The 25,962-nt window shown below is 49.4% G+C and carries 24 protein-coding genes; 14 read left to right on the top strand and 10 right to left on the bottom strand.

Annotation, left to right across the window (positions count from 1 at the left end):
* Positions 1 to 123 precede the first annotated feature (123 nt).
* The 3 genes from P0078_RS05470 to P0078_RS05460 all read left to right on the top strand — a co-directional run bounded on the left by P0078_RS05470 (position 124) and on the right by P0078_RS05460 (position 4,121).
* Positions 124 to 1,917: an acyl-CoA dehydrogenase C-terminal domain-containing protein gene (locus P0078_RS05470; protein WP_282933466.1), complete on the top strand. Its 1,794-nt coding sequence runs from the start codon at positions 124 to 126 to the stop codon at positions 1,915 to 1,917.
* An 81-nt stretch (positions 1,918 to 1,998) separates the two neighbouring features.
* Positions 1,999 to 2,334, top strand: coding sequence for an SCP2 sterol-binding domain-containing protein (locus tag P0078_RS05465; protein ID WP_282933465.1), 336 nt, complete (start codon positions 1,999 to 2,001; stop codon positions 2,332 to 2,334).
* A gap of 149 nt (positions 2,335 to 2,483) precedes the next feature.
* Positions 2,484 to 4,121: an AMP-binding protein gene (locus P0078_RS05460; protein WP_282933464.1), complete on the top strand. Its 1,638-nt coding sequence runs from the start codon at positions 2,484 to 2,486 to the stop codon at positions 4,119 to 4,121.
* Positions 4,122 to 4,305: 184 nt separating this feature from the next.
* Here P0078_RS05460 and P0078_RS05455 read toward each other — a convergent pair whose 3' ends face one another.
* On the bottom strand, positions 4,306 to 6,057 hold the full coding sequence (locus P0078_RS05455) for a M28 family metallopeptidase (protein WP_282933463.1): 1,752 nt from the start codon (positions 6,055 to 6,057) through the stop codon (positions 4,306 to 4,308).
* Positions 6,058 to 6,301: 244 nt separating this feature from the next.
* On the bottom strand, positions 6,302 to 7,384 hold the full coding sequence (locus P0078_RS05450; RefSeq protein ID WP_282933462.1) for a phosphatidylinositol-specific phospholipase C domain-containing protein: 1,083 nt from the start codon (positions 7,382 to 7,384) through the stop codon (positions 6,302 to 6,304).
* A 414-nt stretch (positions 7,385 to 7,798) separates the two neighbouring features.
* Between P0078_RS05450 and P0078_RS05445 the strand changes: the two genes are divergently transcribed.
* Together P0078_RS05445 and P0078_RS05440 are read left to right on the top strand one after the other, a co-directional pair.
* On the top strand, positions 7,799 to 8,335 hold the full coding sequence (locus P0078_RS05445) for an MFS transporter (RefSeq protein WP_282933461.1): 537 nt from the start codon (positions 7,799 to 7,801) through the stop codon (positions 8,333 to 8,335).
* Positions 8,269 to 9,318 (top strand): MFS transporter, encoded by a 1,050-nt coding sequence (locus tag P0078_RS05440; protein WP_282933460.1) that lies wholly within the window; start codon positions 8,269 to 8,271, stop codon positions 9,316 to 9,318. Before P0078_RS05445 ends, P0078_RS05440 begins: the two co-directional genes overlap by 67 nt.
* 205 nt (positions 9,319 to 9,523) lie before the next feature.
* Here the strand turns inward: P0078_RS05440 and P0078_RS05435 are convergent, their stop codons facing one another.
* Positions 9,524 to 10,648, bottom strand: a complete 1,125-nt coding sequence (locus tag P0078_RS05435; RefSeq protein WP_282933459.1) for a M14 family metallopeptidase — start codon at positions 10,646 to 10,648, stop codon at positions 9,524 to 9,526.
* 505 nt (positions 10,649 to 11,153) lie between these two features.
* Here P0078_RS05435 and P0078_RS05430 point away from each other — a divergent pair.
* Positions 11,154 to 11,633, top strand: a complete 480-nt coding sequence (locus P0078_RS05430; protein ID WP_282933458.1) for a hypothetical protein — start codon at positions 11,154 to 11,156, stop codon at positions 11,631 to 11,633.
* Positions 11,634 to 11,698: 65 nt separating this feature from the next.
* On the opposite strand, the gene P0078_RS05425 is transcribed toward P0078_RS05430, so the two are convergent.
* Positions 11,699 to 12,319, bottom strand: a complete 621-nt coding sequence (locus tag P0078_RS05425; protein ID WP_282933457.1) for a LysE family translocator — start codon at positions 12,317 to 12,319, stop codon at positions 11,699 to 11,701.
* A 61-nt stretch (positions 12,320 to 12,380) separates the two neighbouring features.
* On the opposite strand from P0078_RS05425, the gene P0078_RS05420 reads away from it, so the two are divergent.
* Positions 12,381 to 13,169 carry a TatD family hydrolase gene (locus tag P0078_RS05420; RefSeq protein WP_282933456.1) on the top strand — a complete coding sequence of 263 codons (789 nt, stop codon included), beginning with the start codon at positions 12,381 to 12,383 and terminating at the stop codon, positions 13,167 to 13,169.
* Complete coding sequence (locus P0078_RS05415) at positions 13,166 to 14,824, top strand: aminotransferase class V-fold PLP-dependent enzyme (protein WP_282933455.1); 1,659 nt, start codon at positions 13,166 to 13,168, stop codon at positions 14,822 to 14,824. Before P0078_RS05420 ends, P0078_RS05415 begins: the two co-directional genes overlap by 4 nt.
* A 1-nt stretch (position 14,825) precedes the next feature.
* Here P0078_RS05415 and P0078_RS05410 read toward each other — a convergent pair whose 3' ends face one another.
* Positions 14,826 to 16,022 (bottom strand): acyltransferase family protein, encoded by a 1,197-nt coding sequence (locus tag P0078_RS05410; protein WP_282933454.1) that lies wholly within the window; start codon positions 16,020 to 16,022, stop codon positions 14,826 to 14,828.
* Positions 16,023 to 16,186: 164 nt separating this feature from the next.
* Between P0078_RS05410 and P0078_RS05405 the strand changes: the two genes are divergently transcribed.
* Entirely contained in the window at positions 16,187 to 17,044 is an 858-nt protein-coding gene (locus P0078_RS05405; protein WP_282933453.1) for a LytR/AlgR family response regulator transcription factor, read from the top strand.
* Here the strand turns inward: P0078_RS05405 and tcdA are convergent.
* The 4 genes from tcdA to P0078_RS05385 form a co-directional block, all read right to left on the bottom strand.
* A complete protein-coding gene (tcdA, locus tag P0078_RS05400; protein WP_282933452.1) occupies positions 17,041 to 17,841 on the bottom strand; it encodes a tRNA cyclic N6-threonylcarbamoyladenosine(37) synthase TcdA in 801 nt (266 codons plus the stop codon). The genes P0078_RS05405 and tcdA overlap by 4 nt on opposite strands.
* Positions 17,828 to 18,277 (bottom strand): thiol-disulfide oxidoreductase DCC family protein, encoded by a 450-nt coding sequence (locus tag P0078_RS05395; protein WP_282933451.1) that lies wholly within the window; start codon positions 18,275 to 18,277, stop codon positions 17,828 to 17,830. The genes tcdA and P0078_RS05395 overlap by 14 nt, the downstream gene beginning before the upstream one ends.
* A gap of 49 nt (positions 18,278 to 18,326) precedes the next feature.
* Complete coding sequence (locus P0078_RS05390) at positions 18,327 to 18,791, bottom strand: FKBP-type peptidyl-prolyl cis-trans isomerase (RefSeq protein ID WP_282933450.1); 465 nt, start codon at positions 18,789 to 18,791, stop codon at positions 18,327 to 18,329.
* 138 nt (positions 18,792 to 18,929) lie between these two features.
* The gene (locus tag P0078_RS05385) at positions 18,930 to 19,289 is read right to left on the bottom strand and encodes a hypothetical protein (protein ID WP_282933449.1); all 360 of its coding nucleotides are present in this window, start codon (positions 19,287 to 19,289) and stop codon (positions 18,930 to 18,932) included.
* A 335-nt stretch (positions 19,290 to 19,624) separates the two neighbouring features.
* Between P0078_RS05385 and P0078_RS05380 the strand changes: the two genes are divergently transcribed.
* The 4 genes from P0078_RS05380 to P0078_RS05365 all read left to right on the top strand — a co-directional run bounded on the left by P0078_RS05380 (position 19,625) and on the right by P0078_RS05365 (position 23,705).
* The gene (locus P0078_RS05380; protein WP_282933448.1) at positions 19,625 to 20,047 is read left to right on the top strand and encodes an HIT family protein; all 423 of its coding nucleotides are present in this window, start codon (positions 19,625 to 19,627) and stop codon (positions 20,045 to 20,047) included.
* A 131-nt stretch (positions 20,048 to 20,178) separates the two neighbouring features.
* Positions 20,179 to 20,988 carry a GIN domain-containing protein gene (locus tag P0078_RS05375; RefSeq protein WP_282933447.1) on the top strand — a complete coding sequence of 270 codons (810 nt, stop codon included), beginning with the start codon at positions 20,179 to 20,181 and terminating at the stop codon, positions 20,986 to 20,988.
* A 126-nt stretch (positions 20,989 to 21,114) separates the two neighbouring features.
* On the top strand, positions 21,115 to 22,584 hold the full coding sequence (locus tag P0078_RS05370) for a YcjX family protein (protein WP_282933446.1): 1,470 nt from the start codon (positions 21,115 to 21,117) through the stop codon (positions 22,582 to 22,584).
* The gene (locus P0078_RS05365; RefSeq protein WP_282933445.1) at positions 22,581 to 23,705 is read left to right on the top strand and encodes a TIGR01620 family protein; all 1,125 of its coding nucleotides are present in this window, start codon (positions 22,581 to 22,583) and stop codon (positions 23,703 to 23,705) included. The genes P0078_RS05370 and P0078_RS05365 overlap by 4 nt, the downstream gene beginning before the upstream one ends.
* A 78-nt stretch (positions 23,706 to 23,783) precedes the next feature.
* Here P0078_RS05365 and P0078_RS05360 read toward each other — a convergent pair whose 3' ends face one another.
* Positions 23,784 to 24,284, bottom strand: a complete 501-nt coding sequence (locus P0078_RS05360; RefSeq protein WP_282933444.1) for a hypothetical protein — start codon at positions 24,282 to 24,284, stop codon at positions 23,784 to 23,786.
* Positions 24,285 to 24,526: 242 nt separating this feature from the next.
* Here P0078_RS05360 and gorA point away from each other — a divergent pair, with 242 nt between their 5' ends.
* On the top strand, positions 24,527 to 25,882 hold the full coding sequence (gene gorA, locus P0078_RS05355; RefSeq protein WP_282933443.1) for a glutathione-disulfide reductase: 1,356 nt from the start codon (positions 24,527 to 24,529) through the stop codon (positions 25,880 to 25,882).
* The last annotated feature ends 80 nt before the right edge of the window (positions 25,883 to 25,962 follow it).

Here is a 25,962-nt window from a genome sequence, read left to right as displayed (position 1 = left end):
GGTTTGGCCATAGAGGGGGCTGCTCGCTTACTACTATGATGAACCAATCTTAGAAATTAGTCATAAATATGACTGGATGGTTTTACCTCCGGTCCCAAACATAAGCGAATTGAGGTTATCAGGATGACCGATATCAAAATGCCACTGCGTGATTTGCGTTTCGTAATGCGCGAGATGCTGGACTCAGAAAAGCATTATGAGTCACTTGGATATGAGGAGGCTACTCCTGATGTCGTGGATGCCATCCTGGAAGAGGGTGCAAAGTTTTGTGAAAACGTTATTGCACCACTGAACCAAATTGGCGACCAGCAAGGTTGCACCTGGAAAGACGGTGAAGTTACTACCCCGGAAGGCTTTAAAGAAGCTTACCAGCAGTTTGTAGAGGGTGGCTGGGCTGCGCTGCCTCACGATCCTGAGTACGGTGGCCAGGGCCTGCCGCCCTCGCTCGGTACTATCATGAGCGAGATGGTTGGCACCGCCAACTGGTCCTGGGGCATGTACCCCGGCTTGTCCCACGGTGCCATGAACACCCTGGAAGAGCACGGTACTGAAGAGCAGAAGCAGGTTTACCTGACCAAGCTGGTTGAAGGTAGCTGGACCGGCACTATGTGTCTGACCGAGCCTCACTGCGGTACTGATCTGGGTATTCTGCGCACCAAGGCCGAGCCGAATGAAGATGGCTCCTACGCGATTACCGGCACTAAGATCTTTATCTCCGCCGGTGAGCACGATATGACTGACAACATTGTTCATATCGTACTCGCCCGCCTGCCAGACGCACCTGCTGGCACCAAGGGTATCTCCCTGTTTATCGTACCCAAGTTCCTGCCGAACGCTGATGGCTCTGCCGGTGAGCGCAACGGTGTGGTATGTGGTTCCCTCGAGCACAAAATGGGTATTCACGGCAACGCCACTGCAGTGCTGAACTTTGACGGTGCTAAAGGCTTCCTGATCGGCGAGCAGAATAAAGGCCTGAGCTACATGTTCACCTTTATGAACACTGCGCGCCTGGGCACTGCTCTGCAAGGCCTGGCTCACTCCGAGATCGGTTTCCAGAAGTCCCTGGCTTACGCAAAAGATCGCCTGCAAATGCGTTCTCTGTCGGGCGTGAAAAACCCGGAAGGCCCGGCTGACCCGATTATTGTTCACCCTGACGTGCGCCGCATGCTGATGACCCAGAAAGCCTTCTCCGAAGGTGGTCGTATGCTGGTTGTTAAGTGTGCACAGCTGGTTGATATCACTCACAAAGGCGATGCTGACGCGAAGAAAGCCGCTGACGATATGCTGGCGTTCCTGACGCCGATCGCGAAAGCGTTTTTGACTGAAGCCGGTTTTGAATCTGCCAACCTGGGTATGCAGTGCTTTGGTGGCCACGGTTATATTGCCGAGTGGGGCGTGGAGCAAAACGTACGTGATGCGCGTATCTCCACTATCTATGAAGGCACCACTGGTATTCAGGCTCTGGATCTGTTGGGCCGTAAGGTTCTGATGACCCAGGGCGAATTGCTGCGCGGTTTCACCAAGCAGGTTCACAAATTCTGCCAGGCGGAAATTGATAACGAAGCACTGGCGCCATTCGTTGCTAAGTTGCAAGAGCTGAACAAACAGTGGGGCGACCTGACCTTGCACGTTGGCGGCAAAGCTATGGAAAACCCAGACGAAGTAGGTGCTGCTTCCGTAGATTACCTGATGTTCTCCGGCTACACCGTACTGGCCTTCCTGTGGGCACAGGCGGCTAAAGTTGCCAATGAAAAACTGGCAGCGGGCACTGGAGAAGAAGATTTCTACAAGGCGAAAATTACTACCGCGCGTTTCTTCTTCGAACGTATCCTTCCTCGCACTTCCAGCCACGCAACGTCCATGTTGAGTGGAGCAGGCAACTTGATGGAATTGGATGCCGAGCATTTTGCATTCTGATCCCGCTCTGAAATTAAAACCGCCGGCAAATGCCGGCGGTTTTTTTGTGAGTAATAAAGCGGCTTAAACGGAGAATTTCCGATGCAATTGCCGGATTCGGTTCAAGAGCGCCTGTGTCACTTAGCTTGTTCGTACCCGCTGGCTCGGGTACAGTTCCGGCTGCCAGATGCCTGTGACTTCTATGTTTATGTCACCGAAGTATCTAAAAATTACAAAGTGATTTCCGAATTTGGTCAGACTGATAATCCAGAACTAACATTGGAAATGGAAAACAGCACTCTCAGTGCTATATTGGACGGTCAATTAAGTGGGCGTCACGCCTTCCTTTTGGGGGATGTTCAATATTCTGGAAATCGCGAGTTGGCCGCAGCATTGGCAGGTTTATTTCCTGCGAATAGTGAAGAGGGAGATCGGTAAAGAGAGGTTTTAAACCTTCTTTTTCACCATCTCAAAGATACTACAAACAATAAATAAATTCTCGCTCGCCCAGAGATATGGCAGCTTTCGCCTATGGAGACGGAAGGTGTGGGCAAGCGACGACAACAATCAGGAATGGGAGAAGAGAGTTGGACATTGATCGCAGCATACTTGATGTCTTTAAAGGCGCTTGCGCCAAATTCGGTGACCGGCCGGCTTTCACATGCCTGGGGCGTACACTTTCAATCAATGATATTGACACGCTAAGTGGAAAATTCGCCTCTTATTTACAAAATCATACCGACTTGAAGCCCGGTGATCGCATCGCTGTCCAGCTGCCCAACGTGCTGCAGTACCCAGTAGTTGTTTTTGGTGCACTGCGCGCAGGTCTGGTTGTAGTAAATACCAATCCGCTGTACACGCAGCGCGAGCTTAAGCATCAGCTGAATGATTCAGGGGCCAAGGCTCTGATCGTACTGGCGAATATTGCCGATACCGCTGCTGCGGTGGTTGCTGAAACCGATGTAAAACAAGTTATTGTTACTGAGATTGCGGATCTGCACAGTCCGCTGAAGCGTACCTTGATCAACAGTGTGGCGAAGTACGTTAAGAAAATGGTGCCCGAATTTTCGTTTGCCAATGAAGTTAGCTTCCGCGATGCCATGGCAAAAGGCGCTGAGCGTCCTCATAAGGATGTTGAGCGCACCAAAGAAGATATTGCGGTTCTGCAGTATACCGGCGGTACTACCGGGGTTGCCAAAGGGGCAATGCTAACAAATGGCAATCTGGTTGCGAATATGGAGCAGGTTCGTATCGCATTTGCCAGTGGTATGAAAGAAGGTGAGGAGTTCTATATTGCACCTTTGCCTCTTTACCATATCTACGCATTTACCATCCACTGCATGTGCCTATTCTCCACGGGCAACCACTCGTTGTTAGTGCCCAACCCGAGGGATATTCCGGGTTTTGTGAAGATGCTGAAAGGCCTGCGTTTCACCGGATTTGTTGGGCTCAATACCCTGTTCAATGGCCTGATGCGCAACAAGGATTTTGCTGAACTGGACTTCAGCAAATTGCACTCAACAGCTTCTGGTGGCATGGCGTTAACTCGCGATACGGCTAAGCGCTGGGAGGAAATGACCGGCTGTATGATCATGGAAGGTTACGGTATGACTGAAACCTCCCCGGTTGTTTCATTTAACCCTACTGATGGTGTTCAGCTGGGCACAGTGGGTGTTCCTGTTCCCGGTACTGAGGTCAAGGTTGTCGATGAGAATGGCAATGACCTGCCAAACAACTCTCCTGGCGAGCTGTGCGTGCGCGGACCTCAGGTGATGAAAGGCTACTGGCAGCGTCCGGAAGCGACAGCGGATACCATCGACAGTGAGGGTTGGTTGAATACCGGCGATATGGCTGTTATTCAGGATGATGGTTACATCAAAATCGTAGATCGTAAGAAGGACATGATTATTGTGTCCGGTTTCAATGTATATCCCAATGAAATTGAAGACGTGATCAGCGCGCATCCGAAGGTCACTGAAGCTGCCGCTATCGGTATCCCGGATGAGAAAAGTGGTGAGCAGGTGAAGCTCTTCCTGGTGAAGGCTGATCCATCTTTGACTGAAGATGAAGTTGTCGCCTACTGCCGTGAGCATATGACGGCTTACAAAGTGCCGAAGCATGTGGAGTTCCGTGAGGACTTACCCAAAACTAATGTGGGTAAAATCTTACGCCGCGAACTTCGCGATGAAGAGTTGAAAAAGCTTGAGGCTACTAGCGCTGCTTAAGTCGCTATTTAGCTAAAGAGCTCATTCGCATAAAAGGCCCTGCTGGAGACAGTGGGGCTTTTTTTATTGGTTTCGATTCAGGGAGAGGCACCTGCAGCTAATGCAGAGTTGATGTTTGGGGTGGGAAGTTTGGTGGCACCGAGGAGGTGCCACCAAGGAAAAGCGGGATGTGTATCCTGCTTAGTTATTTGCGGCTTTCGGCACTGGCGTCGCGAATAGCTCGGAACTCATTGCCTTCATACCAGTTGGGCCAGTCGCGGCTGTTTGCCAACTTCAGGCCCAATTGCAGGCCCAGCTGCAAGTTCATAGCAGCGCCTTTCAGGTTCCAGTTGGGGTCGTATTCATCTCCCGGCTTGTGGTAGTGCTGGCTGAGATATTCCTTGTCCTTGGATTGTGCCCACTCCCGGCCGTGCTCATGGTTTTCGCTACCGGAATCAAAATACAGCATTGGCACGCCTTCTTTTGCCAGGCTGAAATGATCTGAACGATAGAAGTAACCGCGTTCCGGGTGCTCTTCAGCAGCCAGATAGCGGCCCTGCTTTTTGGCGGCTGCTTCTAAGAGATTTTCCAGCTCGCTGCTGCCGAAGCCTACGACGGTGATGTCTTTGGTGGGGCCCAAGACATTCATAGCGTCGAAGTTAAAGCCGGCAACCGTCTTTTCCAGAGGTTCAACTGGGTTGGCGGCATAGTATTTGGAGCCGAGTAAACCGGACTCTTCAGCAGTTACTGCAACGAATACCAGGGAGCGATCAGCTTGATCCTCTTTTACTGCTTGGGCTGCAAGAGCAAGTAGTCCAGCGGTGCCGGTGGCATTGTCCACTGCGCCATTGAAGATATGGTCTTCGCCAGAAGCATTTCTGTTGACCCCTAAGTGGTCCCAGTGGGCAGTGTAAACAATGGTTTCATCTGCGTACTTTTTGCCGGGTAACTTAGCAATAACATTGCGAGAGTTGGACTTCTCAAGGCTGTTGCTGAGTTCGATGCTGGCTTTGAGTTCCAGTGACTTAGGCTTGAATCCCGATGCTTTTGCCGCTGCCATTTCTTCGGCCAAGTCGAGACCTGCTGCCTGGAACAGATCCTTCGCTGCCTGGTTGGTGATCCAGGCCTCAATCGCCACGCGATCGATATTCTTGTTTTCTGCTTCAAGGCTTACCTGGGCGCCAGACCAGGAGCCGCTCACTACTTCCCAGGGGTAACCGGCAGCGCCATTCTCATGGACAATAATGGCCCCTGCGGCGCCCTGACGGGCAGCTTCTTCAAACTTGTAGCTCCAGCGACCGTAGTAGGTCATGGCATTGCCATTAAATAGAGCCTCATCTTGGGTGGCATAGCCGGGGTCATTCACCAGAATGACTGCGGTTTTGCCTTCCATATCCAGACCTGCGTAGTCATTCCAGTTGTTTTCTGGAGCTACGATGCCGTAACCGACAAAAACCAATTCGCTTTCATTAAGGCTGGATGCGCTGGTTTGCCGCTGGGTAAACGCGACCATGTCGTCAATAGGTTTTAGAACCTGGCCTACACCCTCGCCCTGAATAGTAAGGGAAGTGGATTGAATATCCATCTCTACAATGGGGACTTCCTGGAACCAGCTGGGGTTACCGTCGGAATCTACGGCACCAGGGGTAAGTCCGAGCGCCTTAAATTGCTCTGCCAGATAGTTTACCGTCAGCTCCTCACCTTTACTGGCGGGAGCGCGGCCTTCGAATTCATCGGAGGCCAATACGGCGACATGCTTGTGCAGGTCGGCGGCGACAGTATCAATTTGAGCCTTCTCAGCGGCTTCTAGATCGAGCTTTTCAGTGCTGTGCTCGATATGTTCTTTATGGGAGTGCGCTTGTGAGCTGACTTCTTCGTTGCCCTTGCTACAACCGCTGATAACACCGCCGATGGCTATAGCCAAGCCAAGGCGGCGCCAGGTGGTAGGAATTCGCATAATTTTGTCCTGACAGTCTTGTTAGGAGGCAGATTATGCCTGATCTTGTCTTAACTAACGACATATCAGCGATCAGTGGAGAGTAGAGTGTGGCTGGGCCCAGAGCTATATTCCCGTTTTGGTAATTTAGTTGAATATGGTGACAGGGTTTGTGTTTGAGAGGTTTCAATAAAACTCGCCTTGGATAGGAGGCTCGGGCTTAGCCTCCTATCCAGCCTAAATCCTCAAGTCGAGATTTTTGAGGTTAATTGTGCTGCCACTGGCCCTCAGTTATCTGGTCCTGATAGTTAATCCATACCTTGTCATAGCCAGTGGTTTCCTTGGCGCTTTTAAGGGCTTGGTTGTCCTGGCTATTGGTGGGGGCGGAAAACACGTAGTCATTGCCCAGTGCTTGGCACACCCCGGCACCATAAGAGAATGGGCCTGTTGAGGCGCTGACCAGCCAGCTACCGTCAGCCGTGTTCTTACATGCGAAGCTATATTGGTTGCTGCAGTTGGCATCATTCCAGCGCCCGTTGCCCCACTGCATAGCGCAGTCCTCATTGTTCAAGTTATTTGGCTCATTCTGATCCCATGACCAAATAGCTGCAGCGATGCGCCCATCGGTCGTATTCATATTATCGAGGTTGATTATGTTGTGGCCTATAGCAAAGCCATTGCGCACATCGTCGGCTGTGATTCGTTCAATACCACCGCTAAAAATTTCTCCTATAGTGCCAATAGTGGTGCTGTCTTCCCACACTCGACCGATTTCCCCTAATCCGGTGAAGGCCATGTTCTTCATGTCACCATTTCCAGAGCAGCCGCTATCTTTCCACACGACGACTTGTTTCCCTGCAGCAAGCACATCATTTTTTGTAAGGCTACTGGGAATACTCTGGCAGCCGCCACTGTAGAAAATCTTATCCCCGAATCGATCGGTTATTTGGTTGTAGAGATCTTGATGGCGCCCATCAGAGTGGTCCTCGATATATAAAATGATGACTTCGTCCTGATTGGCGCTGTCATTTAGCCAGTCCTTTATTTCGTTAAATCCTTCAGTCGCGTACTTGTCATTGATACTGCAGAGCCCATGGCACAGAAGTAATCTTTTGGGATAGGAAAAAAGGCTCTCCATTTTCGTTGTCCAATGGACATCCAGTTCTATAAAGCGAGCTCCCATGCGCAATTGATCTTTTATGGAATGCTCCTGTTGAGGGTCCAGGTAGCGACATCCCACTGAGAAGTTACAGGCGCGATACACTTCTGAGTTGTAAGAATTGTGTGTCCCCAAAATATTGTTTTCACTCATGGGAGTGTGGTTGTCTATTTGACGCTGTAGATCCAAGGCTGTGCCTGTCCAGCTGTTTTGGAAATCAGAAATGCTATCGGCCCAAAGGGGGGAGAGGCGAAGGAAAGTACAAATAGAATCGATAGGATCATCTGTCTGATAGTGTGTTTCATTATTTTTCTCCGGACTAAGTAGATACGCTACCTTTGCAGTAGACGCTAGTGAATATTTTTTAATTTTTATTGGTGTGTGGTGCCTTAAGGTACCGTTTTTATTATTTTTGCTTTTTACTACGAATTGGACTTTTTTGTCTATGTGAAGAGGGTTGGTTTCTTGTTGTTTTCTGGTGGCATCATAATTCTATTGATAATGGATGGGTTGTGTAGCTCTCTCAGCAATAAATGCCGATAAATTATTCAGGGTCTTTCCTTGCTTTAATTAACAAGCTGCATAAGGGGAATTATGCGACTAATGAATAAGTGGGTTGTTTTGCTTGGCTCCTTTCCAGCCACCTTTATTTTGGGGTTGGACTACACCATTGTCAGTATTGCGCTGCCGACAATCCAGCAGAGTTTAGGTGCATCCTTTATTCAAACCCAGTGGGTTATGAATATATTTATGTTGATGCTATGTATCCTGATGGCCAGTATGGGGAGATTGGGGGATATTGTGGGCTCCCTGAAGATGCTCAATATTGGATGGGTATTACTTGCAGTTAGCTCCCTTTTCGCGGGGTTGGCTGAGGATCCACTTTGGTTAATTGTCTGGCGGGCCTTTCAAGGTGTCTCCATTGCCATAATCGTGCCGAATAATATTGCTTTGCTGTCCCACACTTTTGTAGAAAAAGAAGCCGGATTTGCAATGGGATGGTGGATGTCGGTATTGGCTGTCGGCTTTGCTCTTGGTCCGGTATTGGGTGGGGTCCTATGTGAGTATTTGTCTTGGAGGTCGATCTTTTTATTAATATCCCCTTTGTGTTGGTTAGTATGGTGCTTGGTCTTTTTGTGATGCGGAGCCCGCAAAATTTAGATAAAGAAAAAAGTTATATTGACTGGCGTGGAATGATACTTCTTGCGCTTAGTGTGGGTTCGCTAGTGGTGTTAGTAGTTGAAGGGGCGCAAGTGGGTTGGTTGAGCTGGCCGATACTGTTGTTACTGGTTATTTCTATATTGAGTTTTATTGCCCTTTTTCGTGTTGAGCGAAAACTGGAGCAACCGTTGATCCATTTTGCCTATTTTAAGAATTCGCTATTTTCCGCTTGTGTTTTAACCAATTTTAGTTTGTTGATATTTCTCATTTCTGCTTTCTTTTTATTACCATTTTATTTGCATATTGTACGTCAGGATACAACGGTAATGTCCGGCTTGATTTTGCTCCCTATTACCTTGGTAATGGCTTTGGTATCTCCTGTGGCGGGCAGAATGGCGGCTAATTCCGCACCTGCGGCTCCAATCTTAATTGGTGTCATATGTATTTTGATTGCGGCAATCGTAATGACACAATTCTCAGTGGATACCAATTTTTCGACGCTTTTGCTGGCTTTTATACCTTTCGGTGTGGCTTGGGGGTTTGTATTTAGTGCGACAGCGCCAATCGCTATTGGCGCTTTGCCGCCTAATAGTGCAGGTATAGCAACCGGAATGTTGTGGGGCATACAAAACATAGGCGCAGCACTTGGTTTGGCTGTAGTGGGTACTGTATTCCGGATAATGGAAAAACAGACTTTGCTAAATCAATTGCAGGAAAGTGGGGTGCAGATTACCAGTGTACTGGAAAAATATATCGAAGCATTGCTGATTAACCCTGAAAGGATAGAGCGTGGCGCAATGGGGGTGTCTGCTGCTCTGCACGGTCGCATCGCTAACATGTTTAATGAGGCTTTTGCCCAGGCTTTTCAGTCGGTGATGTGGGGGTTGGTGGTATTTACTTTTCTTTTGTTGGTTGCTGTAGCTGTATTATTAAAAAAATCACAGTGTAATAAGAAAAGTTAGAGATGTTGTTTTGATGATCTCTGCAATCTTTGAAATATAGAGGCTGTCCTGTGACTTTTGGCTCAAAAATAAACGCCTACTCGGTTTTTATAAATCAATAATTGCAATAAGAAAAGTCTCTCTAAAACTGGGCTGCTGTTTGAAACAGCCCAGCTCAAATTAATTTCTCTTACTGGTAACGGTGATTTAGTTCACCGTATAGAGATTATTTGAGTGTTTTTAACACTTCGCGAATTGGGAAAAGAATATCGCGAGCGAGTTGTTGGCTTCGCGCTGGAGACCAACCTTCGATCAAGTCGGGCAGGTCATCATTGTCTTTAAACGGCATCTCCAATGTTAGAGCCAGGGTGCGGAATTGATGTCCAGCCCAGGCGGTACCAATTGTCAAATTTGCCTCGCCGGGTTTATCCAGCTCATATCCATGCTCCGTTTGGAAGTCGGGGCTGACTGCCTCATAAGCTTGCTTAAATGTCTCTTCCAGCTTGGCGTGGCGCTCGTCATAGCCGGGAATGCCTTCACAAGCCGCAACAAAGTTATAGGGCAGGGCTTCATCACCATGAATATCCAGGAAGATATCCCCTCCTAGCTCCAACATTTTCTCCTTGACCAAAAAGACTTCCGGGCTTCGCTCCATTGTGGGGTTGAGCCACTCACGGTTCAGGTTGGCGCCCGCAGCGTTAGTGCGCAGATGCCCGCGAACGCTGCCGTCGGGGTTCATATTGGGTACTACATAAAATACTGTATCTGCCAGCAAGCTTTGCGCAGTAGGATTGGCATGGTCGAGCAACGTTTCCAGGAAGCCCTCAACAAACCATTCCGCCATGGTCTCTCCTGGGTGTTGGCGGGCAATCATCCAAACACGATGTTTCGCGGTGTCGGCGTTGCCAACCGTGAGCATAGTCATATCACGCTCATCAAGGGTTTTACCCAGAGTTTGCAGTTTGACCAGGTCGTGGCTCTGCGCCCAAGCAAGCAGATCCAGGTGGCGTTCCCAGGAGTAGGGGGCGAAATAGGCGAGATAGATACTGGGTTCATCCAGGGTTACAGTGAAGTCCAGAGTATTGCCGTCGTAGTTGGCGCCAATTCTGAACCAATTTTGGCGATCGTAAGAGGCACAGATGCGGTAGTTTTCCCAGCCTTCCGGGTAGGCGGATTTGCCGGCATTAACGATACGCAAGGGATAGCTGGTGCCAATATCTCCTTCCAGACGAAAGTGAAACCATTGGTAGAAGTCAGAATTGTTATCCTGACGGATTGCCAGCTCAATTGGATTGCTGTCGGTATTGATAACTTCGATGTTGCCGCTGTCAAAGGCGCTGCTGATATACATGTAGAGAGCTCCACTCTTGTTCTTGGGCGCAGGATACAGCGGTAGGGGGAATTTTCCAGGAAGAAAGGTAGGGGATCTCGCCAATTTTGGGTGCGATAGGACGAAATATCCCTTATTTAGTGAAATAGAAAAGCACGGCATCGATAAGGATACCGTGCTTTAGCCAATCCCTGGCGGCACCTGCTACGACTACTGCTCCCTGAAATTTCCGGTGTCGGACCCCAGGCGACTGCTTACTGCCCGGTCAGATCACAAGTGCGTCACTCCACACTGTCAGAAATTAGTAAATCTCCATAACATTCCGTAGCAGGTGCTGGTTAAAGTTTAGGCAATTCATTCCAGTTAATGTTGTACGAACGTTTGGAACGGCGTAAATTTGGTGATCTTTTGGTCTGAAGACTATCTGACGTGAATTGATACTGATAGCAACTAAATCCTACTGCCTATGTAGGTTGAGAGAGAACAAATAATAGCCCCGAACAGGGGTTGTCGTGAGAGGTGACACATGAATAGGGTGGTTAAGCGTGGTATTGCGGTATCTGCAGTACTTGTTTCTGTGCTGAATTTGAGTGCCTGTGGCTACTTTTTATACCCGGAGCGCAAAGGGCAGGCGGGTGGGCGAGTTGATCCTGCGGTCGTAATCTTGGACGGCGCAGGCCTGCTATTTGGCCTGCTGCCGGGCATAGTGGCCTTCGCTGTCGATATTACCAATGGCACTATTTATTTGCCGCCAGGTCACAGCTCGGTGTTTGATCGCCATTTAAGCAGCACTGAACAGGGGGCACCTGCGGAGGTTACAGACGAAGAGGGGCAGGTCTGGATTCGACTTCCAGTGGAAGGCGTCGATGAGAATACCCGACTAGAAGTACTCAGTGATCAGTTATCAGGGATAACAGGGCAGCAAGTAGAGGCTGAAGATATTGTTTGGTTACAGGACTCAGCCGAGCTTCGTGCAGCAAGCCGTTTCCAGGCTGCGTCTCGCTAGTTTTTCCTAGCTTTGAGCGCCTCGGGAGTTGAAGGCTCCCGAGCTTTAGCTATTGAAGAGGCCTTTCAGGTGGCTGTGCCAAAGGGGGTAAGCCCCTCAAGGGCCAGGGGGATAACGCTTGCAGCAAGCAACAATCCCATAGCAATGTTAAAGCGTCGCAAGTAGCGTGGTTCAGTCAGGAACCGTTTTAGCCCAACGCCAAAGAATAGCCAAATGGCAACACAAGGCCCGCCAATGGTGATAAATGCCAGTGCAACCTTAACAACTCCTGACCATATTTCTGTGCCGGGATTGGTGAAAGCAGCCAGTGCTCCAGTGGCCATAATCCAGCCTTTAGGATTGATCCACTGAAAAGCCATCGCCTGGGTAAAGCTCAGGGGTTGGCTTGAATTTCCAGAACCCATTTCCCGGGTCGAACCAATTATCCATGCCAGGTAGAGTAAATAGGTAATGCCTGCCCAGCGAATAACTTCATGCAGAAAAGGGAAGTGATTGAAGGCTGTTCCCAGTCCCAAGCCAATGGCAACCACCATGGCGGGAAATCCCAGCCAAATTCCCAGTAGGTGAGGTGTTGAACTGTAGATGCCGTGATTGAGTCCTGAGGACATAATCATCAGGTTATTAGGGCCCGGTGTAATACTGGCTGAGAAAGCAAAAAGGGCGATCGGCAAAAGAGATTCAATCACAGGTGTACCAGAGGAAAAGGCGACTTCATGCTAATATGCGCGCGAATAATGGGTATCACAAGTGAAATTTATAGACAGCCATTGCCACTTTGATTTTGAGGTTTTTTCTCTGGACCGGGACCAGGTGTGGCAAAGATGTCTCAATGCCGGAATAGATAGGGTCATTATCCCTGGCGTTTGCGAGGCTCAGTGGCAGTCGTTGGGCGCTCTGGTATCGGAACAGCCCGGTTGGATGATGGCTGCTGGTGTTCACCCTTGGTGGGTGAAGAAAATCCCGCAAGATTCCAGCTGGCGGGAAAACCTGATGGAGTTGGGAGTACGGCTTAGTGAGAGCCTTGAGAAATACTCATGTGTCGCTGTTGGAGAGTGTGGCTTGGATGCCTCTATCGGCACTGAATTGAATAAGCAGGAAGATATTCTCAAGCTTCATTTGGAGATTGCTAGTAACCATGAACTGCCGATTATTCTGCATGTTCACCGGGCCCACAATGAACTCCTGAGGCTGTTAAAGCAATTCAAGCTCCCGCGAGGAGGTGTGATCCACGCTTTCAGTGGAAGTGAGCAAATGGCGCAAGAGTACTGGAAGCGCGGTTTCTATCTGGGTATCGGTGGAACAATTACTTACCCACGGGCAGCGAAAACCCGACGGGCTGTGTCACGTGCGCCGATGGAGAGATTACTGCTTGAGTCGGACGCCCCGGATATGCCCCTTTCAGGTCAGCAGGGTATGCGTAATAGCCCTGAAAACCTTTCTAAAATTGCACAAGCACTGGCTGATTTGCGGGGAGTTTCCGTGCGGGAAATCGCCAATGCTACCTGTCGAAATACTGAGAAGTTATTTTCCCTATGAGTTTTTCCGCTGAATCATTCAGGCAGTCATTTCCCCTCTTTGCTCAAGAGGAGAATAAGGAGTTGGTATACCTGGATAATGCTGCAACGACGCAGAAGCCAGAGGCAGTGATTAATGCTGTACGCGATTACTATGTGCACAGCAATGCCAATACGCATCGCTCCAGTCACCGTTTGGCGCGTAAGGCTACAGAAATGGTGGAGCGAGTGCGTCGCCAAGCGGCACAGTTTGTTAATGCTGCCAGCACAAGGGAAATTGTATTTTGTCGCGGTGCTACTGAGGCATTGAATTTGTTGGCGCACAGCCTGTGTAGTGAGTTGCAGGCTGGGGACGAAATTGTCATCTCAACAGCGGAGCACCATGCAAATATTATCCCTTGGCAGATGGCGGCCAAGCGATTCAATTTGAGTTTGCGCTATGTACCCCATGTAGCGGGTGTCCCGGAATTTGATCGCCTGGGAGAAGTGCTGAATGAGCGCACAAGAATTGTATCCCTGACCGGCGGTTCCAACGCACTCGGATTGCGGCCGGACCTGGCTGCAGTGAGGCAATTGCTGCGCAGAAAGCACTTGATGTGGATTGTTGATGGCGCCCAGTTGGCAGCTCATGAAGTGATTGATGTACAGAAAATTGGCTGTGATTTTTTTGTTTCCTCCGCACATAAGTTTTATGGCCCATCAGGAATTGGTTTCTTATACGGTAGGGAAACACTTTTGGAGTCTATGCCGCCATGGCTGGGTGGTGGAGAAATGATCTCCGATGTTGAGCTTGAAACGAGTCATTATGCAGGCTTGCCGCACAAATTTGAGGCAGGCACTTCTCCGCTGGCGGCAATAGCGGGTCTTGGAGCGGCACTGGAATTTCTTGAGCAGCAAGATCGGGTCGCAATAGCGGCGCATGAGCAGAAATTGGTGCGATGGATACATCGCGAACTGATAGCGTCCCCCAATTTTAGGGTTATCAGCCAAGTGCGCCACAATCTGGGTATTGTCTCTTTTGTGCCTATTCATGGTAGCGCTGCCGATTTAATGCACTGGCTGGACGAGCGCGATATTGCAGTGAGAGTAGGCCATCACTGTGCACAATTGTTAGGTAAAGAGAGCGGTGATTTGGTGACGGTCCGAGCATCAGTCGCAGCCTACAATACCGATAGTGATATTCAGGCTTTTTTGCAGGCCCTGGAAGAGTATTGTGAGATCCAGAAGTCAATTGAACAGGGGGATAGTATTCAGAGTGATGAATGGGCCAGGGATGATTTTTCCTCGTTATTACTCGAGAGTTTGGTTTCCCAGCGCAACTGGCAGGGACGTTATAGAGAATTAATGCTGTGGAGTAAAACTATTGCCCGAAAGCCCGAGATACGTACCGAAGAAAACCTGGTGCGGGGTTGTGAGTCTGCAGCTTGGTTAGCGCACCGGACAGAGGGTGGTAGGCACTATTTTGGATTGGAAAGCGACAGCCGGGTTGTAAAAGGCCTGGGTGCGTTATTACTTTCACAAATTGATGGCCGCACGGCTACTGAGATTCGAGAGAGAGATCTTTCCCTGTTATTTGCTGAGCTGGGACTCGGTAAGCACTTAAGTGAATCGCGCAGCAATGGTTTTTACGCATTGCTGCAACGTGCTTTGAATCTGGTGGAGCAGACCTCCCATTAACTTAACTGGAGCGGGGTATGGGGGGCTCCACCGCAATAGGCCCGATATTGGAAATAGGCTTTAAACCAAACAGCGGCCGCAAAACTGGATTTCTTCGGATGATAAATTCATATGAAGCCCAGCAGCCAAAAATAGTGATTAATAATACTAGTAAGGGCTCCAGGATGGGCCCCAGGGCGAGTTGCCCTAATTGATACACAGCGATTACGGTAATGGTTTGATGGAGGATATACCAGGGATAAACCGCTTCAGTGGCATAGGGTAACCAGCGGAATTGCTTATTGAAAAATTGATAAGCGCAGGCTAAAACAGCCAGGATCCATACCCATCGATTTGTATAGATAACAGTAAAAAGCAGTATTTTTTGGGCGGGAATACTGCTATCAGGTAGTACTCGATCAAATAATAGATATAGGGCGAAAGTGAGGGGCGCTGCAATAACCAAGCGGTTGCGCAGTCTTGCCAGTATTTCCCAGGGGGCGTTACTGCTGACCAGCAAGTAGCCGCAGAAGAAATAAGTAAAAAATCTGGCATGGGTGTACCAGTCGTCGACGACGGCATAGTTTATCCCACCAAAGCGCGGAAATAGGACCAGGCCGTACACCATCATGGGTACAAGCGGCAGAATTAGCAGTTGCCAAGATTTAATATTCTCCATGAATCGGCCCAGCCACCGTTGGTGTTTAAACCACAGGGCTAGAGGAATAAGGGCCAGGGTGTAGCATGCCAGATAGGGTAGATACCACAGATGGTTCCAGGTCAGGCCAAACTCACTCCCAGCAAAGGCATTCTCTGGCCAGGGGCTGAACGAGAAGTACTTCAGCAGGAATGATAAGTATCCAGGCTCAACAATGCCGTTGCTTAGCGCTTCATAGTAGGCCTGGGGTGGAACCACCACCAGCATTCCAAATGCCAGCGGAATCAATAGTTGTTTCATTCTTCTCAGTAAGTAATCCCCAGTGCCCAGCTTGTGGAAGAGAAAATAGCTGGCTGCACCTGAAATCAGGAACAACAACGGCATCCGCCACTGGTTAACCGCTAGCATTACCAGTTGTAGTGGCTCGCTTTGGTAGCTGCTTTTTACATGCCACCCCCATTCCGCGACATAGGCCATTCCCAGGTGGTAGAGAATAAGTAGGCCAAAGGCTAGTACACGAAGGGCGTCAATATCGTGGCGTCTCTGTGTTATTGATTGCATAGGTTTCGTCGTTCAAGGCTGTTTTAGTCGCTCGCTATGCTCCCGTTAGTAACTGCCATTAGCTATCCCAAAGTGCCGGTTTGTGCGGTATTAGGGGCCAGTGGTGGTTTTTGGGGGTGAATCGGGGGTAGACTGCCGATGAATTTTATACTGGTTCAGGAGCAATGACGGTTCAGCAGTATTTGGCGCGCCGGCGACAGTTTGAGGTGGGGTTCTGGTTGTTGTTTTTTGTCGGCCAATGGCTTGTTCAGTTCGCTTTGGCATACTTTGATCACCGCCGCTGGGGTTCTATTTTTCAGCCATGGGAATTTCTGGTGTGGGAGGGAACCAGTATCCTAATGATCGCAATCTTATTTCCGCTGATATTGCTTCTTGATCATTATTTCCCCCTGCGCAAGGGGAGAGTTCGGCAGAGCTTGGCCATACATTTATTTTTCACTTTGCCTTGGTCCTTGATCCACGTTTCCGGCATGGTGTTTATGAGGACGGTCATTTATCACCTCAATGATGGTTCCTATAACTTTGGTAACTGGCCTGTAGAATTTTTCTATGAATATCTCAAAGATATTCAAACCTATGCCGCTCTTTTAAGCTCTGTTTATTTGTACCGCTTTTTGTTGGTACGTTTACAGGGTGAGGCGCGCTTACTAGAGGAGCCAGATGAGGGAGATGCTGCTGAGCCAGTAGAAAGGCCGGAGCGTCTTCTGGTGAAAAAGCTGGGAAAAGAATTTCTGGTTAATGTGCAGGATATCGAATGGGTAGAAGCTGCTGGCAACTATGTCAATCTGCACTTGGGCGATAGAATTTACCCCCTGCGGGAGACTATGACCAAGTTACTGGAGCGTTTGGATCCAGGATCATTCGCTCGCATCCACCGCTCCTATATTGTGCGCTTGGACTCTATTGCGGAGATTGAACCCCTGGAGAGCGGTGATGCGCGTATTCACTTGGTTGGCGGCCAGCTGATCCCGGTGAGCAGGCGCTACCGCGATCAGCTGAGGGCTCAATTAACCCCGGCTTAGTTTTTTGCCTGGAGAAGTCGCTCGATGGCCCGGTTGGCGGCCAAAAACCCAAAGGTGCCGGTAATCATAGTTGCCGCACCAAAGCCGCCACTGCAGTCTAATTTAACACCGTCCTGCATAGCGCTCTTCTGCTGGCATACTTGCCCATCTGGCTGCGGGTATACCATTGCTTCAGTGGAAAAGATCGCATCGATGCCAAACTGGCGCTTGCGACTCTTCTGGAAGTTGTGAAAGCGGTATAGATGTTGGCGGACTTTTGCCAGCATCGGATCATTAATTGTACGGCCGAGATCGGCGCACTCAATGCGATCGGGGGAGCGCTTACCTCCTGCGGAACCAACCGTTATCAAGCGTATTTTTCGGGCTTTACAGTAAGCGATCAGGGCGGCTTTTACCCGTGCAGAATCTATTGCATCAATCACCACATCGATAGGGTGTATATCGGGATTGATCAGCTCTGAGAAATTGTCATTAGCGATAAAGTCCTCTTCCGTATGAACTGTAATCTCCGGGTTAATCTGCCGTAGGCGCTCTGCCATCACCTCGACCTTGATATGGCCTACAGTATCGGCGAGTGCGTGGCTCTGACGATTGGTATTGGTGATGCAGACGTCATCCAAGTCTATTAGCGTCAACTGACCAATGCCGCTTCGCGCCAAGGCCTCTGCGGTCCAGCTCCCTACGCCACCAATACCGATCACCAATATGTGAGCAGAGGATAAAATTTCGAGGGCCTTATCGCCATACAGGCGAGCAATGCCGCCAAATCGCTGTAAATACTGGTCAGACAAGCTCATCTGGGGTCTCTTCAGGTACATCTTCCAAAAACCGCTGTTTGTCAGCGTCACACGGCAATAGGCAACTTTCCCGTTGACCAAACCAGCGATAGCGGTTTCGAGCAACCAAGTCGTAGAGCCAATCCCTTGCCGGGCGGGGAATGTAGCGCAAAATGGCCAATAAACGCCAGGGTTGTGGTAGGCGGCTGGCAATTCTCAGTGCCGCTTCACTTTTGTAAAAGGATTGGTAAGTGCCACCATGTCGTTCCAGCAAAATCATGGTCTGGTAAGTGTCCAGCGGCAGGTTCAGCTGTTTAAGGAAGTGTTGGCCTGCATTGGACTGCACTCGGCACAGGGTAAAGCGCTGCTCTCTGTCGCGCTTGAGTATTAGTTGACTCCAGCGATTGCACAGGTTGCAGATGCTATCAAACAGGATGATGTTGTTTGGCAATGACATTGAGGAAGGGGGAAACGCCGCGCGACTGGCGGCGTTTCATATCATGGGATCAGTGCACGTGACCGTGGTCAACCTCTTCAGCAGTCGCTTCGCGCACAGAAACAACTTCGATTTCGAAGTGCAGCTCAACGCCGGCGAGGGGGTGGTTGCCATTGATAGTGACTTCGTCGCCGTCGATGTCGATAATTTCCACTTCAATCGGGTGACCTTCGGTGCTCTCTGCACGGAATGCCATGCCTACAGATAACTCTTCAACACCGCCAAAGGCACTGCGGGGCATAGTCTGGATCAGCTCTGGGTTTTGCTCCCCGTAGCCGTCTTCTGGAGCAATTACTGCGGTAAATTTGTCACCAGGTGCCTTTTCCAGCATTTCGCGCTCAAGCCCTGCAATGATATTGCCGACCCCCTGCAGATATTTGAGTGGCTCTCCATTGGCTGAGGAGTCAATGACTGTTCCGTCAGCATCTTTCAGGGTGTAGTGGATCTCCACAACTGTGTGGTTGGCAATCTTCATGAATAATCTCTGATATAAAAGAGTATGTGAATGAGCGCTTACCGCTGCGCAATAAAACGGGGGGTAAAGGCTGTGAAGCGCAATTGTATTGACAGGGGCGGCGCGCCGCAACTTGTGCGTTCGCGCTGCTGGTAAAGATTAGCAAGCGATTGATAGGTCTTGCTCACAACCGCCATAGAGGTTGGTTACGACTGTAACCAGCTCTGTGCTGAAGTCCGGCTGGTATCCCAACTCTAACAAGCGCCCCTCAAAATATTCCAACATTGAATCAAAGAGCTCAGGGTTTAGTCCCCTGGCTAAAAAGCGTGCGCGACTACTCCGGTCTGGTTCCGGTGTTGGCGATAATGCGTGACTTAGAAATTGGGCTTGGCGACTTAACTGTTTGCGGAAATCGCAAGTTTCGTAGGCTGAAAGGTGGTGGCTGAGAGCACCGTAAAATTCACTGACTGTACGGTTAACAAATTTAGCACCACCGACCTGATCCAACAGGCTTTCCATATCTCTCCCCCGGTGAGCAGTTGGCACTGATTTAAAGTTTACCCGCAGAGCCGAAAAAGTATTTTGGTTACAAGAAGCACAATGTGCATTGGCTCAATGGCGGTACAGCATTAATTGGTGACGAGCCTAAGACATATTCTTTCTGTATGCCAACTTGGTTTAAGAAAATTGTCATTCTGTTCGACAGGTTGTCATATATTAGAGGCTTATTTCGCCAAAGAGGAAAAATAGTGTTTGTGCAAGTATTTTCCGTGTCTTTACACTTTATTTTTTCCGCTTGGTGTTAGACTGCACGTTTGAACCAAATAAAAAAATTCAACCTTTTGGGAAAGTTTATGGCAAGTATTTTTACTCAGATAATTAATGGCGATTTACCTGGCAATTTTATTTGGAGAGATGAAAAGGTCGTAGCTATTTTGACCATTTCACCCATAAAGGCTGGTCATTGTTTGGTCATCCCTGTTGAGGAAATTAATCATTGGGATGATGTTCCAGAGGAGCTGGCGACTCATCTAATGCTGGTTGCGCAAAAGGTGGCGAAAGGGCTGAAAGCAACTTACTCACCGAAGCGAGTGGGTGTGATGATCGCTGGGATTGAAGTGCCACATACCCATATCCACCTGATACCCGTAGATGAATTGTCAGACTTTGACTTCTCTAAGCAAAAGCCTGCTTCTTCAGAGCAGTTGGCACATGAGGCGGAAAAGATTCGACAATCCTTAAAGGAACTGGGCTTTAGCGAGGCGGAGTGCGGCTAGGACGTTAAGATTGATTTTTTAGACTGGTCGGTCATATGGTGTCCCCAAAATATTTGTGGGACACTGCATCCAAGTCCCCCGCTTACTGAGTCACATAGGTATGAACTGGTAACAACGATGAGATTCCTCTAATGATGATTTTGAAGAAGACGCTCTTTGCCCCGCTGCTAGTAGTCCTCGCTACAGTCGCTGCGTTTTGCACTAATGCCCAGGCAGAAGAAATGGAAACTAAGCGTTTCGATATGGAAGGGTTCACTCAGGTGTCTCTCAAGGGAAGTTCTCACTTGAAGTTGATTCAGGGGGACAGTTTTGAGGTTGTCGCTGTCGGCCCTGTCAGCACAATGCCCTACGTCAAAGTTGAGGTAAAAGGGGAAAGGTTGGAGTTATCTGTGGAGGAAAACACCCAGAACCTTTTTGGATTTGTCACCATATCCCGAGGGCAAGGAGATGAAGTTAACTTCACCGTGACTATGCCTAAAGTTGAGGCGCTTAAGGTGACTGGCTCTGGTGAGGCTAGATCTTCAAGTGTTGAGAGTGAAGGCCTAACTTTGGGGGTGACGGGCTCAGGAATGATCAATATCGACAAGGTCGCTGCGGAATCCTTGAAAGCGTATGTTACTGGTTCCGGTGATTTGTTCCTCAATAAGGCATTGACTGTCAAAGGGGAAGTAGCGGTGACTGGCTCTGGCGACATGAAGATAAGTACTATTACCGGTGAGAGTTTACTTGCGGAGATACAAGGTTCCGGCGATATATTGGTTGGCGGGCGAGTTGCCGATGTGAACGTTCGCCTCATGGGTTCAGGTGATTTTATTGGCCGCAGTCTGCGCGCCGATAATGCCAGCGGTTCAATAATGGGATCGGGAGATATTGTCTTGAAACGGCCGGGAAGTGACTCCTTCTCAGTAATGGGGTCGGGAGACGTAGCGCTGGTTGACTAAGCGCGGCTCCTGAGCCCCCTTGCATCTAAGGCGTTCGGCCAGTAGGGCTGTGCGCCTATTTCTTTTTGGGGGTATTCTTGAGCCTCCATCATCCTCCCTATCCCCATTTCTGGAAGTCAGCTTTATATGGAACCCAAAGTGACAGAGTGTGTGTCGCTGGACCGCGAAGATTCTATGTCTCGCGAGAGTCAATCTCGCCCACATTTAAAAGAAAAGCTACGGCGCTGGAGCCGAGAGGCCCAGGATAAATCCCACTGGGCCGCCGAGCGCTTGTTGGACCGACGCATCTGTATCGGTATCACTGGGCTCAGTGGTGCTGGGAAGTCCACGTTTCTCACCAGTCTGATATACCAACTCTGCAATCCGGAGAAGTCCCAATTACCTGGTTTTGCCCCTGCACTCAATGGCGATCTGTTGGGGGCAGAGTTGAAGCCAGCGCTGGACTCTGGTTTGGCGCCGTTTGACTACCAGACCTGCCTGTCGGCACTGATGGCTGAGCCACCTAGTTGGCCACAGAGCACTAGAGATGCTTCGGCTATGGAGTTACACATCCATTTACGCAGCCGGCGCCGTTTTCGGGGTAATGGTAGAAAGACGTTGGTAGTGGAGTTGCGTGACTACCCAGGGGAATGGTTGATGGACTTGCCGCTATTGCGTATGGACTATGCAGAGTGGTGTCGTCATCAAGCACACCTATTTTCTACAGATGCGCGATCAATGCTGGCCCCCCGGTTGATAGCTCAGCTGGCAGCACTGTCCCCCCAGGCGAATGCCAGTGAAGTAAATTTGGACGAATTATGGGGGGAATACAGAGCTTATCTCCTGAGTTGCCGAACCAAGTTGAATCTCAGTTATTTACAGCCTGGTAGAGCGCTGCTAGATGAGGAGGCGTACGGGGTAGTTCCACTCCTGGATTTGCGTGGTTTAGATGCTGGGCAGTTAGCTGTTTTGTCTGAGAGTAGTGTTTTTAAGGTTTTGCAGGCGCGTTACGAACGCTATGTGCAGGCGCAGGTAAAACCCTTTGTAGACAGCCATTTTCGACATATCGATCGACAACTGGTACTGGTAGATATGATTGGCACTCTATTTGCTGGTGAACAGTCCCTGGAAGATATGCGTCTGGCATTTGCTCATATCGCCGATACATTCCGCTATGGCGAATCGGGGTTTTTAAGCAAACTATGGCGCCCAAAGGTTAATCGACTCCTTTTTGCTGCGACTAAAGTCGATCAGGTACTTGCTGCCGACCACGATGCTTTGAGGCAGCTTCTAGGCCAGCAGTTACAACAGACTTTCTCCGATGCCCGCCACCGGGGTTTGCCGGTATTTAGTGAGGCGGTTGCCGCGGTTCGCTGCTCTAGAGAGGGGCAGAAGAATGGACGGAGAATGCTGATGGGTTATGACCTCGAGGGCCAGTATTTAGGTTTTGAGAATGCGGAAATTTTTGCCCAGGCGCCCTATGAAGAGCAGGGGTGGAGCCACTATGCGGGAGCTGCACCACCACAGCTGCGGCCTCCAGTGGGAATGCAGGCAGGACATATTCCACATATACGGGTGGATGCTCTTTTGAACCTTCTGTTGGGAGATAAGGTTTGATTAATAGTGATAAAAATACTGAGTACCGTCGCGAAACACGTATCGAGTCGCTAGATGAGCCCGGGCAGGAGGTCCCGCACAGAGATGCGACGCGGGTGGAACCGCTTGCGGAAGAGTCAGGGGAGATTCCTAGGTCCATAACTACTGGAGAGTCTCTTCCAGATCGGATTGCTTTCTCCGAGTTGCGCCTACCCACTTTCCGGTTTAAGTGGCTAAAGCCAGCAGTGCTCTCTGCGCTTGCAGTAGTGGTGGCCGTGGTCGGATGGGAGTTTTATGGACTTTATCAATGGGCTGTAGACAAGCATTGGAGTCTGGGACTTTTTGTGGCCGTTTTGATGGCGGGCTTCGGTGTAATCATTGGCAGTTCCGTGTGGGAGTTTTTCCGAGCGGGGCGCCCACTGAATAAGCTTGAGAAAACTCAAGCCATTGCTACTGAAGTCCGAGACTGTCGCAGTCACCAAGAGGCGCAAGTATTCAGACGCAATTTGCAGGAGCACTTTGCCGGTAAGCCCCAGGGGGTGCTGCTCAATCGAGTCCTAGATGAGGCAGCTGACTATTACGATAGCAGTGAGCTGTTAGAGCATTTAGAGGTTACCTTCTTAAATGCCCTTGACCAAGAGGCTCTAAGGAGAGTCGTACGCCACTCAACGAGCACTGGTGCACTGGTTGGGCTGAGCCCTTTTGCCAGTATCGATATTCTGGTTGCCCTGAGGCAGTCACTGCGAATGATTGATGATGTGGCGCAAATTTATGGCGTGCAGCCGTCTCTAGTGGTGCGATGGCGCTTGTTCAAGAGGGTTTTGTCTCTGGTCGCCTACACTGGCGCGAGTGAGTATGCGATCAGTGAAATGTGGCCGGAACTTGTTGGCGATAGCATGCTCAGTACAGTCTCTGTGCGTTTGGGGCAGGGGGTCGGAGCCAGTCTGTTTGTTGCGCGTATCGGCTTGGCGACAATGCAAAGCTGTCGACCAATCCCTTTTACTGAAAAGCAGCGCCCTCGCCTGAGATCAGTTATGGCCCGTATTGGTGGTGGCCTTAAAGAGAAGATGCCCGAGTTGTTTTCTATGGTTGGGCTTAGCTCGCGAAAGGAAGCAAGGGCTCGGAAGGCGGGTACCGAGTAGCTACTGAGATCGTAAGCAAATCTCTTGGGCTGCCTATTTGATGTAAGGGGGCGAAAACCTGCCCCCTTAGTCAGCAACTTATTGAAACTGTTTTTTCATCAGTATACGAGTGTGATGCCGATCAACCAGTTGGGCCAAGGTTTCATAGCGGCGTTGTATAAAGGGTGCGGGGTTGTTATTTCCCGATTCATCCCGATATTCAACACCAGACCGGACGTGTTGGAGTTCCTTGGCTAATTCTCTGATGGCTGAAAAGATTTTTTGTGTGTCATCTTTACTGTGAAATACTGAGTTTTTTGTGGTGTCCGTTAAGTAGTCATCGCATTCGCTCAGCCAGTCTAACCGCTGTTCCAGAAACTGTATTGTATTGCGAATTCCCCCCGTGTATTCGGGGTTGAAATTGTGATTGATATACTTGTCGAGGCTGCGCATGCCTGAGCCGACAAACTGCTCAACCACATCGCCGCAGTATTTTTCTGATAGATAGGAAGGGTGAGACTTTGCGCTGCTTAAATTGCTGATGAGCAGTAGAGAGGTAAGCAATAGGGCGCGCTGCATCAATGCATTTGAGTATCTCATTTTATTGCCCATAGGTTTTGCTCTTATTAATGGCTGTTATTTTATCCGCCTAAGGTCTTTTTTGTTGTGCAATGTCCTTGGCGGGCTGATATCTGTGACAGCAGTCACATGAATATCTAATGCAAAGTCAAGTGTCAATGGTTATTAAGTAAGAATTGTCAGCTTGAAATGGTTGTGCACGACAAACTTAATATTTTGCTGTGTAAAAAGTATTCGAAAGTATCGCTAAGTGGGAGTGTATTTTGGCTGAGTATGACTTTGATCTGTTCGTTATTGGTGCAGGTTCTGGAGGCGTTCGTGCGAGCAGGATGGCTGCGGCTCAAGGTATGAAGGTCGCTGTGGCTGAAGACCGTTACATGGGAGGAACTTGTGTAAATGTAGGCTGTGTTCCCAAGAAATTATTTGTGTATGCGAGTGGTTACTCTGCAGATTTTTCTGATGCCCGGGCATATGGCTGGAACTGTGCGGATGTTGCGTTTGATTGGTCGACACTCCGGGATAACAACGCAAAAGAAGTAGCCCGGCTCAATGGGATTTATCGCAACCTGCTGGAAAATTCTGGGGTGGAAACTCTGAATGGTAGAGCCAGCATTAATGGGCCCCATAGCGTAGTTGTCAATGGTAAAGAAGTCACTGCAGAGCGTATTTTGGTGGCGACTGGCGGGTGGCCATTTATCCCGGACATTCCTGGCCGTGAGTTTGCGCTGACTTCTAATGAAGTGTTTTCAATGGAGGCTTTTCCCAAGCGTGTATTGGTTGTTGGAGGCGGTTATATAGCTGTTGAATTTGCAGGTATCTTTGCTGGCCTGGGAGCAAATGTGCACCTGTCGTATCGTCGGGACTTGTTCTTGCGGGGGTTTGATCGCGATATTCGCTCTTTTGTTCGCGATGAAATGCAGAAGAAAAAAATCGAGCTGAAATTCAATCATAACGTTGTGTCTATCGAAAAGCTCCAGGATGGTAGTTTACTTGCCCATGCTGATGATGGCTCCAGTATTAATGTGGATATGGTGCTGTATGCCACTGGGCGTGTCGCCAACACTGCAGGGTTGGGGCTTCAGGAGCAGGGGGTTGTCTTGCACAAAGATGGAACAATCTCTGTCGATGATAATTTTAGGACAAGTGTACAGTCGATCTATGCGCTGGGGGATGTAACTGGCGAGCCTCAGCTTACTCCTGTTGCTTTGGCAGAGGCTATGGCTTTGGTGAAGCATTGGCGCACAGGTGAAACTGCAGAGATTGACTATAACAATATTCCGACAGCGGTTTTCTGTCAGCCGAATATAGGTACTGTGGGGTTGTCGGAGGAGGAGGCGCGAGACTCTGGTCTTAGTGTCACCATTTATAAGTCTGAATTTAGACCAATGCGTCACACTGTTAGTGGCAATTCAGAGCGGACACTTATGAAGTTGGTTGTGGATGCTGCCAGCGATAAGGTGATTGGCGTGCATATGGTAGGGGATGACGCGGGAGAGATTATTCAGGGAATTGCTATTGCTTTGAAGGCTGGGGCGACTAAAAGTACCTTTGACTCAACAATTGGTATTCACCCTACAGCAGCTGAGGAGTTTGTGACAATGAGGACGCCTAGCGCTTAAATGTGAGCTGTTATCTTTGTATAAGAGTTGCGCTTGAGGAGGGTGATAAAAGGCGGCGGATGGGCCGCCTTTTAATTATA

This window comes from Microbulbifer sp. VAAF005, from assembly GCF_030012985.1.
Lineage (GTDB): Bacteria > Pseudomonadota > Gammaproteobacteria > Pseudomonadales > Cellvibrionaceae > Microbulbifer.
Note: the sequence above shows the minus strand (reverse complement) of the source record. Positions and strands in the feature narration are given on the sequence as shown.

What these genes read in the sequence shown, in the direction of transcription:
- P0078_RS05405 (WP_282933453.1), top strand. Translation starts at nt 16,187, where the DNA reads ATGACGGTTCAGCAGTATTTGGCGCGCCGGCGACAGTTTGAGGTGGGG.
- P0078_RS05455 (WP_282933463.1), bottom strand. Translation starts at nt 6,057, where the DNA reads ATGCGAATTCCTACCACCTGGCGCCGCCTTGGCTTGGCTATAGCCATC.
- P0078_RS05435 (WP_282933459.1), bottom strand. Translation starts at nt 10,648, where the DNA reads ATGTATATCAGCAGCGCCTTTGACAGCGGCAACATCGAAGTTATCAAT.
- P0078_RS05370 (WP_282933446.1), top strand. Translation starts at nt 21,115, where the DNA reads ATGGAACCCAAAGTGACAGAGTGTGTGTCGCTGGACCGCGAAGATTCT.
- P0078_RS05390 (WP_282933450.1), bottom strand. Translation starts at nt 18,791, where the DNA reads ATGAAGATTGCCAACCACACAGTTGTGGAGATCCACTACACCCTGAAA.
- P0078_RS05380 (WP_282933448.1), top strand. Translation starts at nt 19,625, where the DNA reads ATGGCAAGTATTTTTACTCAGATAATTAATGGCGATTTACCTGGCAAT.
- P0078_RS05395 (WP_282933451.1), bottom strand. Translation starts at nt 18,277, where the DNA reads ATGTCATTGCCAAACAACATCATCCTGTTTGATAGCATCTGCAACCTG.
- P0078_RS05360 (WP_282933444.1), bottom strand. Translation starts at nt 24,284, where the DNA reads ATGAGATACTCAAATGCATTGATGCAGCGCGCCCTATTGCTTACCTCT.
- P0078_RS05415 (WP_282933455.1), top strand. Translation starts at nt 13,166, where the DNA reads ATGAGTTTTTCCGCTGAATCATTCAGGCAGTCATTTCCCCTCTTTGCT.
- tcdA (WP_282933452.1), bottom strand. Translation starts at nt 17,841, where the DNA reads ATGAGCTTGTCTGACCAGTATTTACAGCGATTTGGCGGCATTGCTCGC.
- P0078_RS05410 (WP_282933454.1), bottom strand. Translation starts at nt 16,022, where the DNA reads ATGCAATCAATAACACAGAGACGCCACGATATTGACGCCCTTCGTGTA.
- P0078_RS05385 (WP_282933449.1), bottom strand. Translation starts at nt 19,289, where the DNA reads ATGGAAAGCCTGTTGGATCAGGTCGGTGGTGCTAAATTTGTTAACCGT.
- P0078_RS05445 (WP_282933461.1), top strand. Translation starts at nt 7,799, where the DNA reads ATGAATAAGTGGGTTGTTTTGCTTGGCTCCTTTCCAGCCACCTTTATT.
- P0078_RS05470 (WP_282933466.1), top strand. Translation starts at nt 124, where the DNA reads ATGACCGATATCAAAATGCCACTGCGTGATTTGCGTTTCGTAATGCGC.
- P0078_RS05375 (WP_282933447.1), top strand. Translation starts at nt 20,179, where the DNA reads ATGATGATTTTGAAGAAGACGCTCTTTGCCCCGCTGCTAGTAGTCCTC.
- P0078_RS05430 (WP_282933458.1), top strand. Translation starts at nt 11,154, where the DNA reads ATGAATAGGGTGGTTAAGCGTGGTATTGCGGTATCTGCAGTACTTGTT.
- P0078_RS05465 (WP_282933465.1), top strand. Translation starts at nt 1,999, where the DNA reads ATGCAATTGCCGGATTCGGTTCAAGAGCGCCTGTGTCACTTAGCTTGT.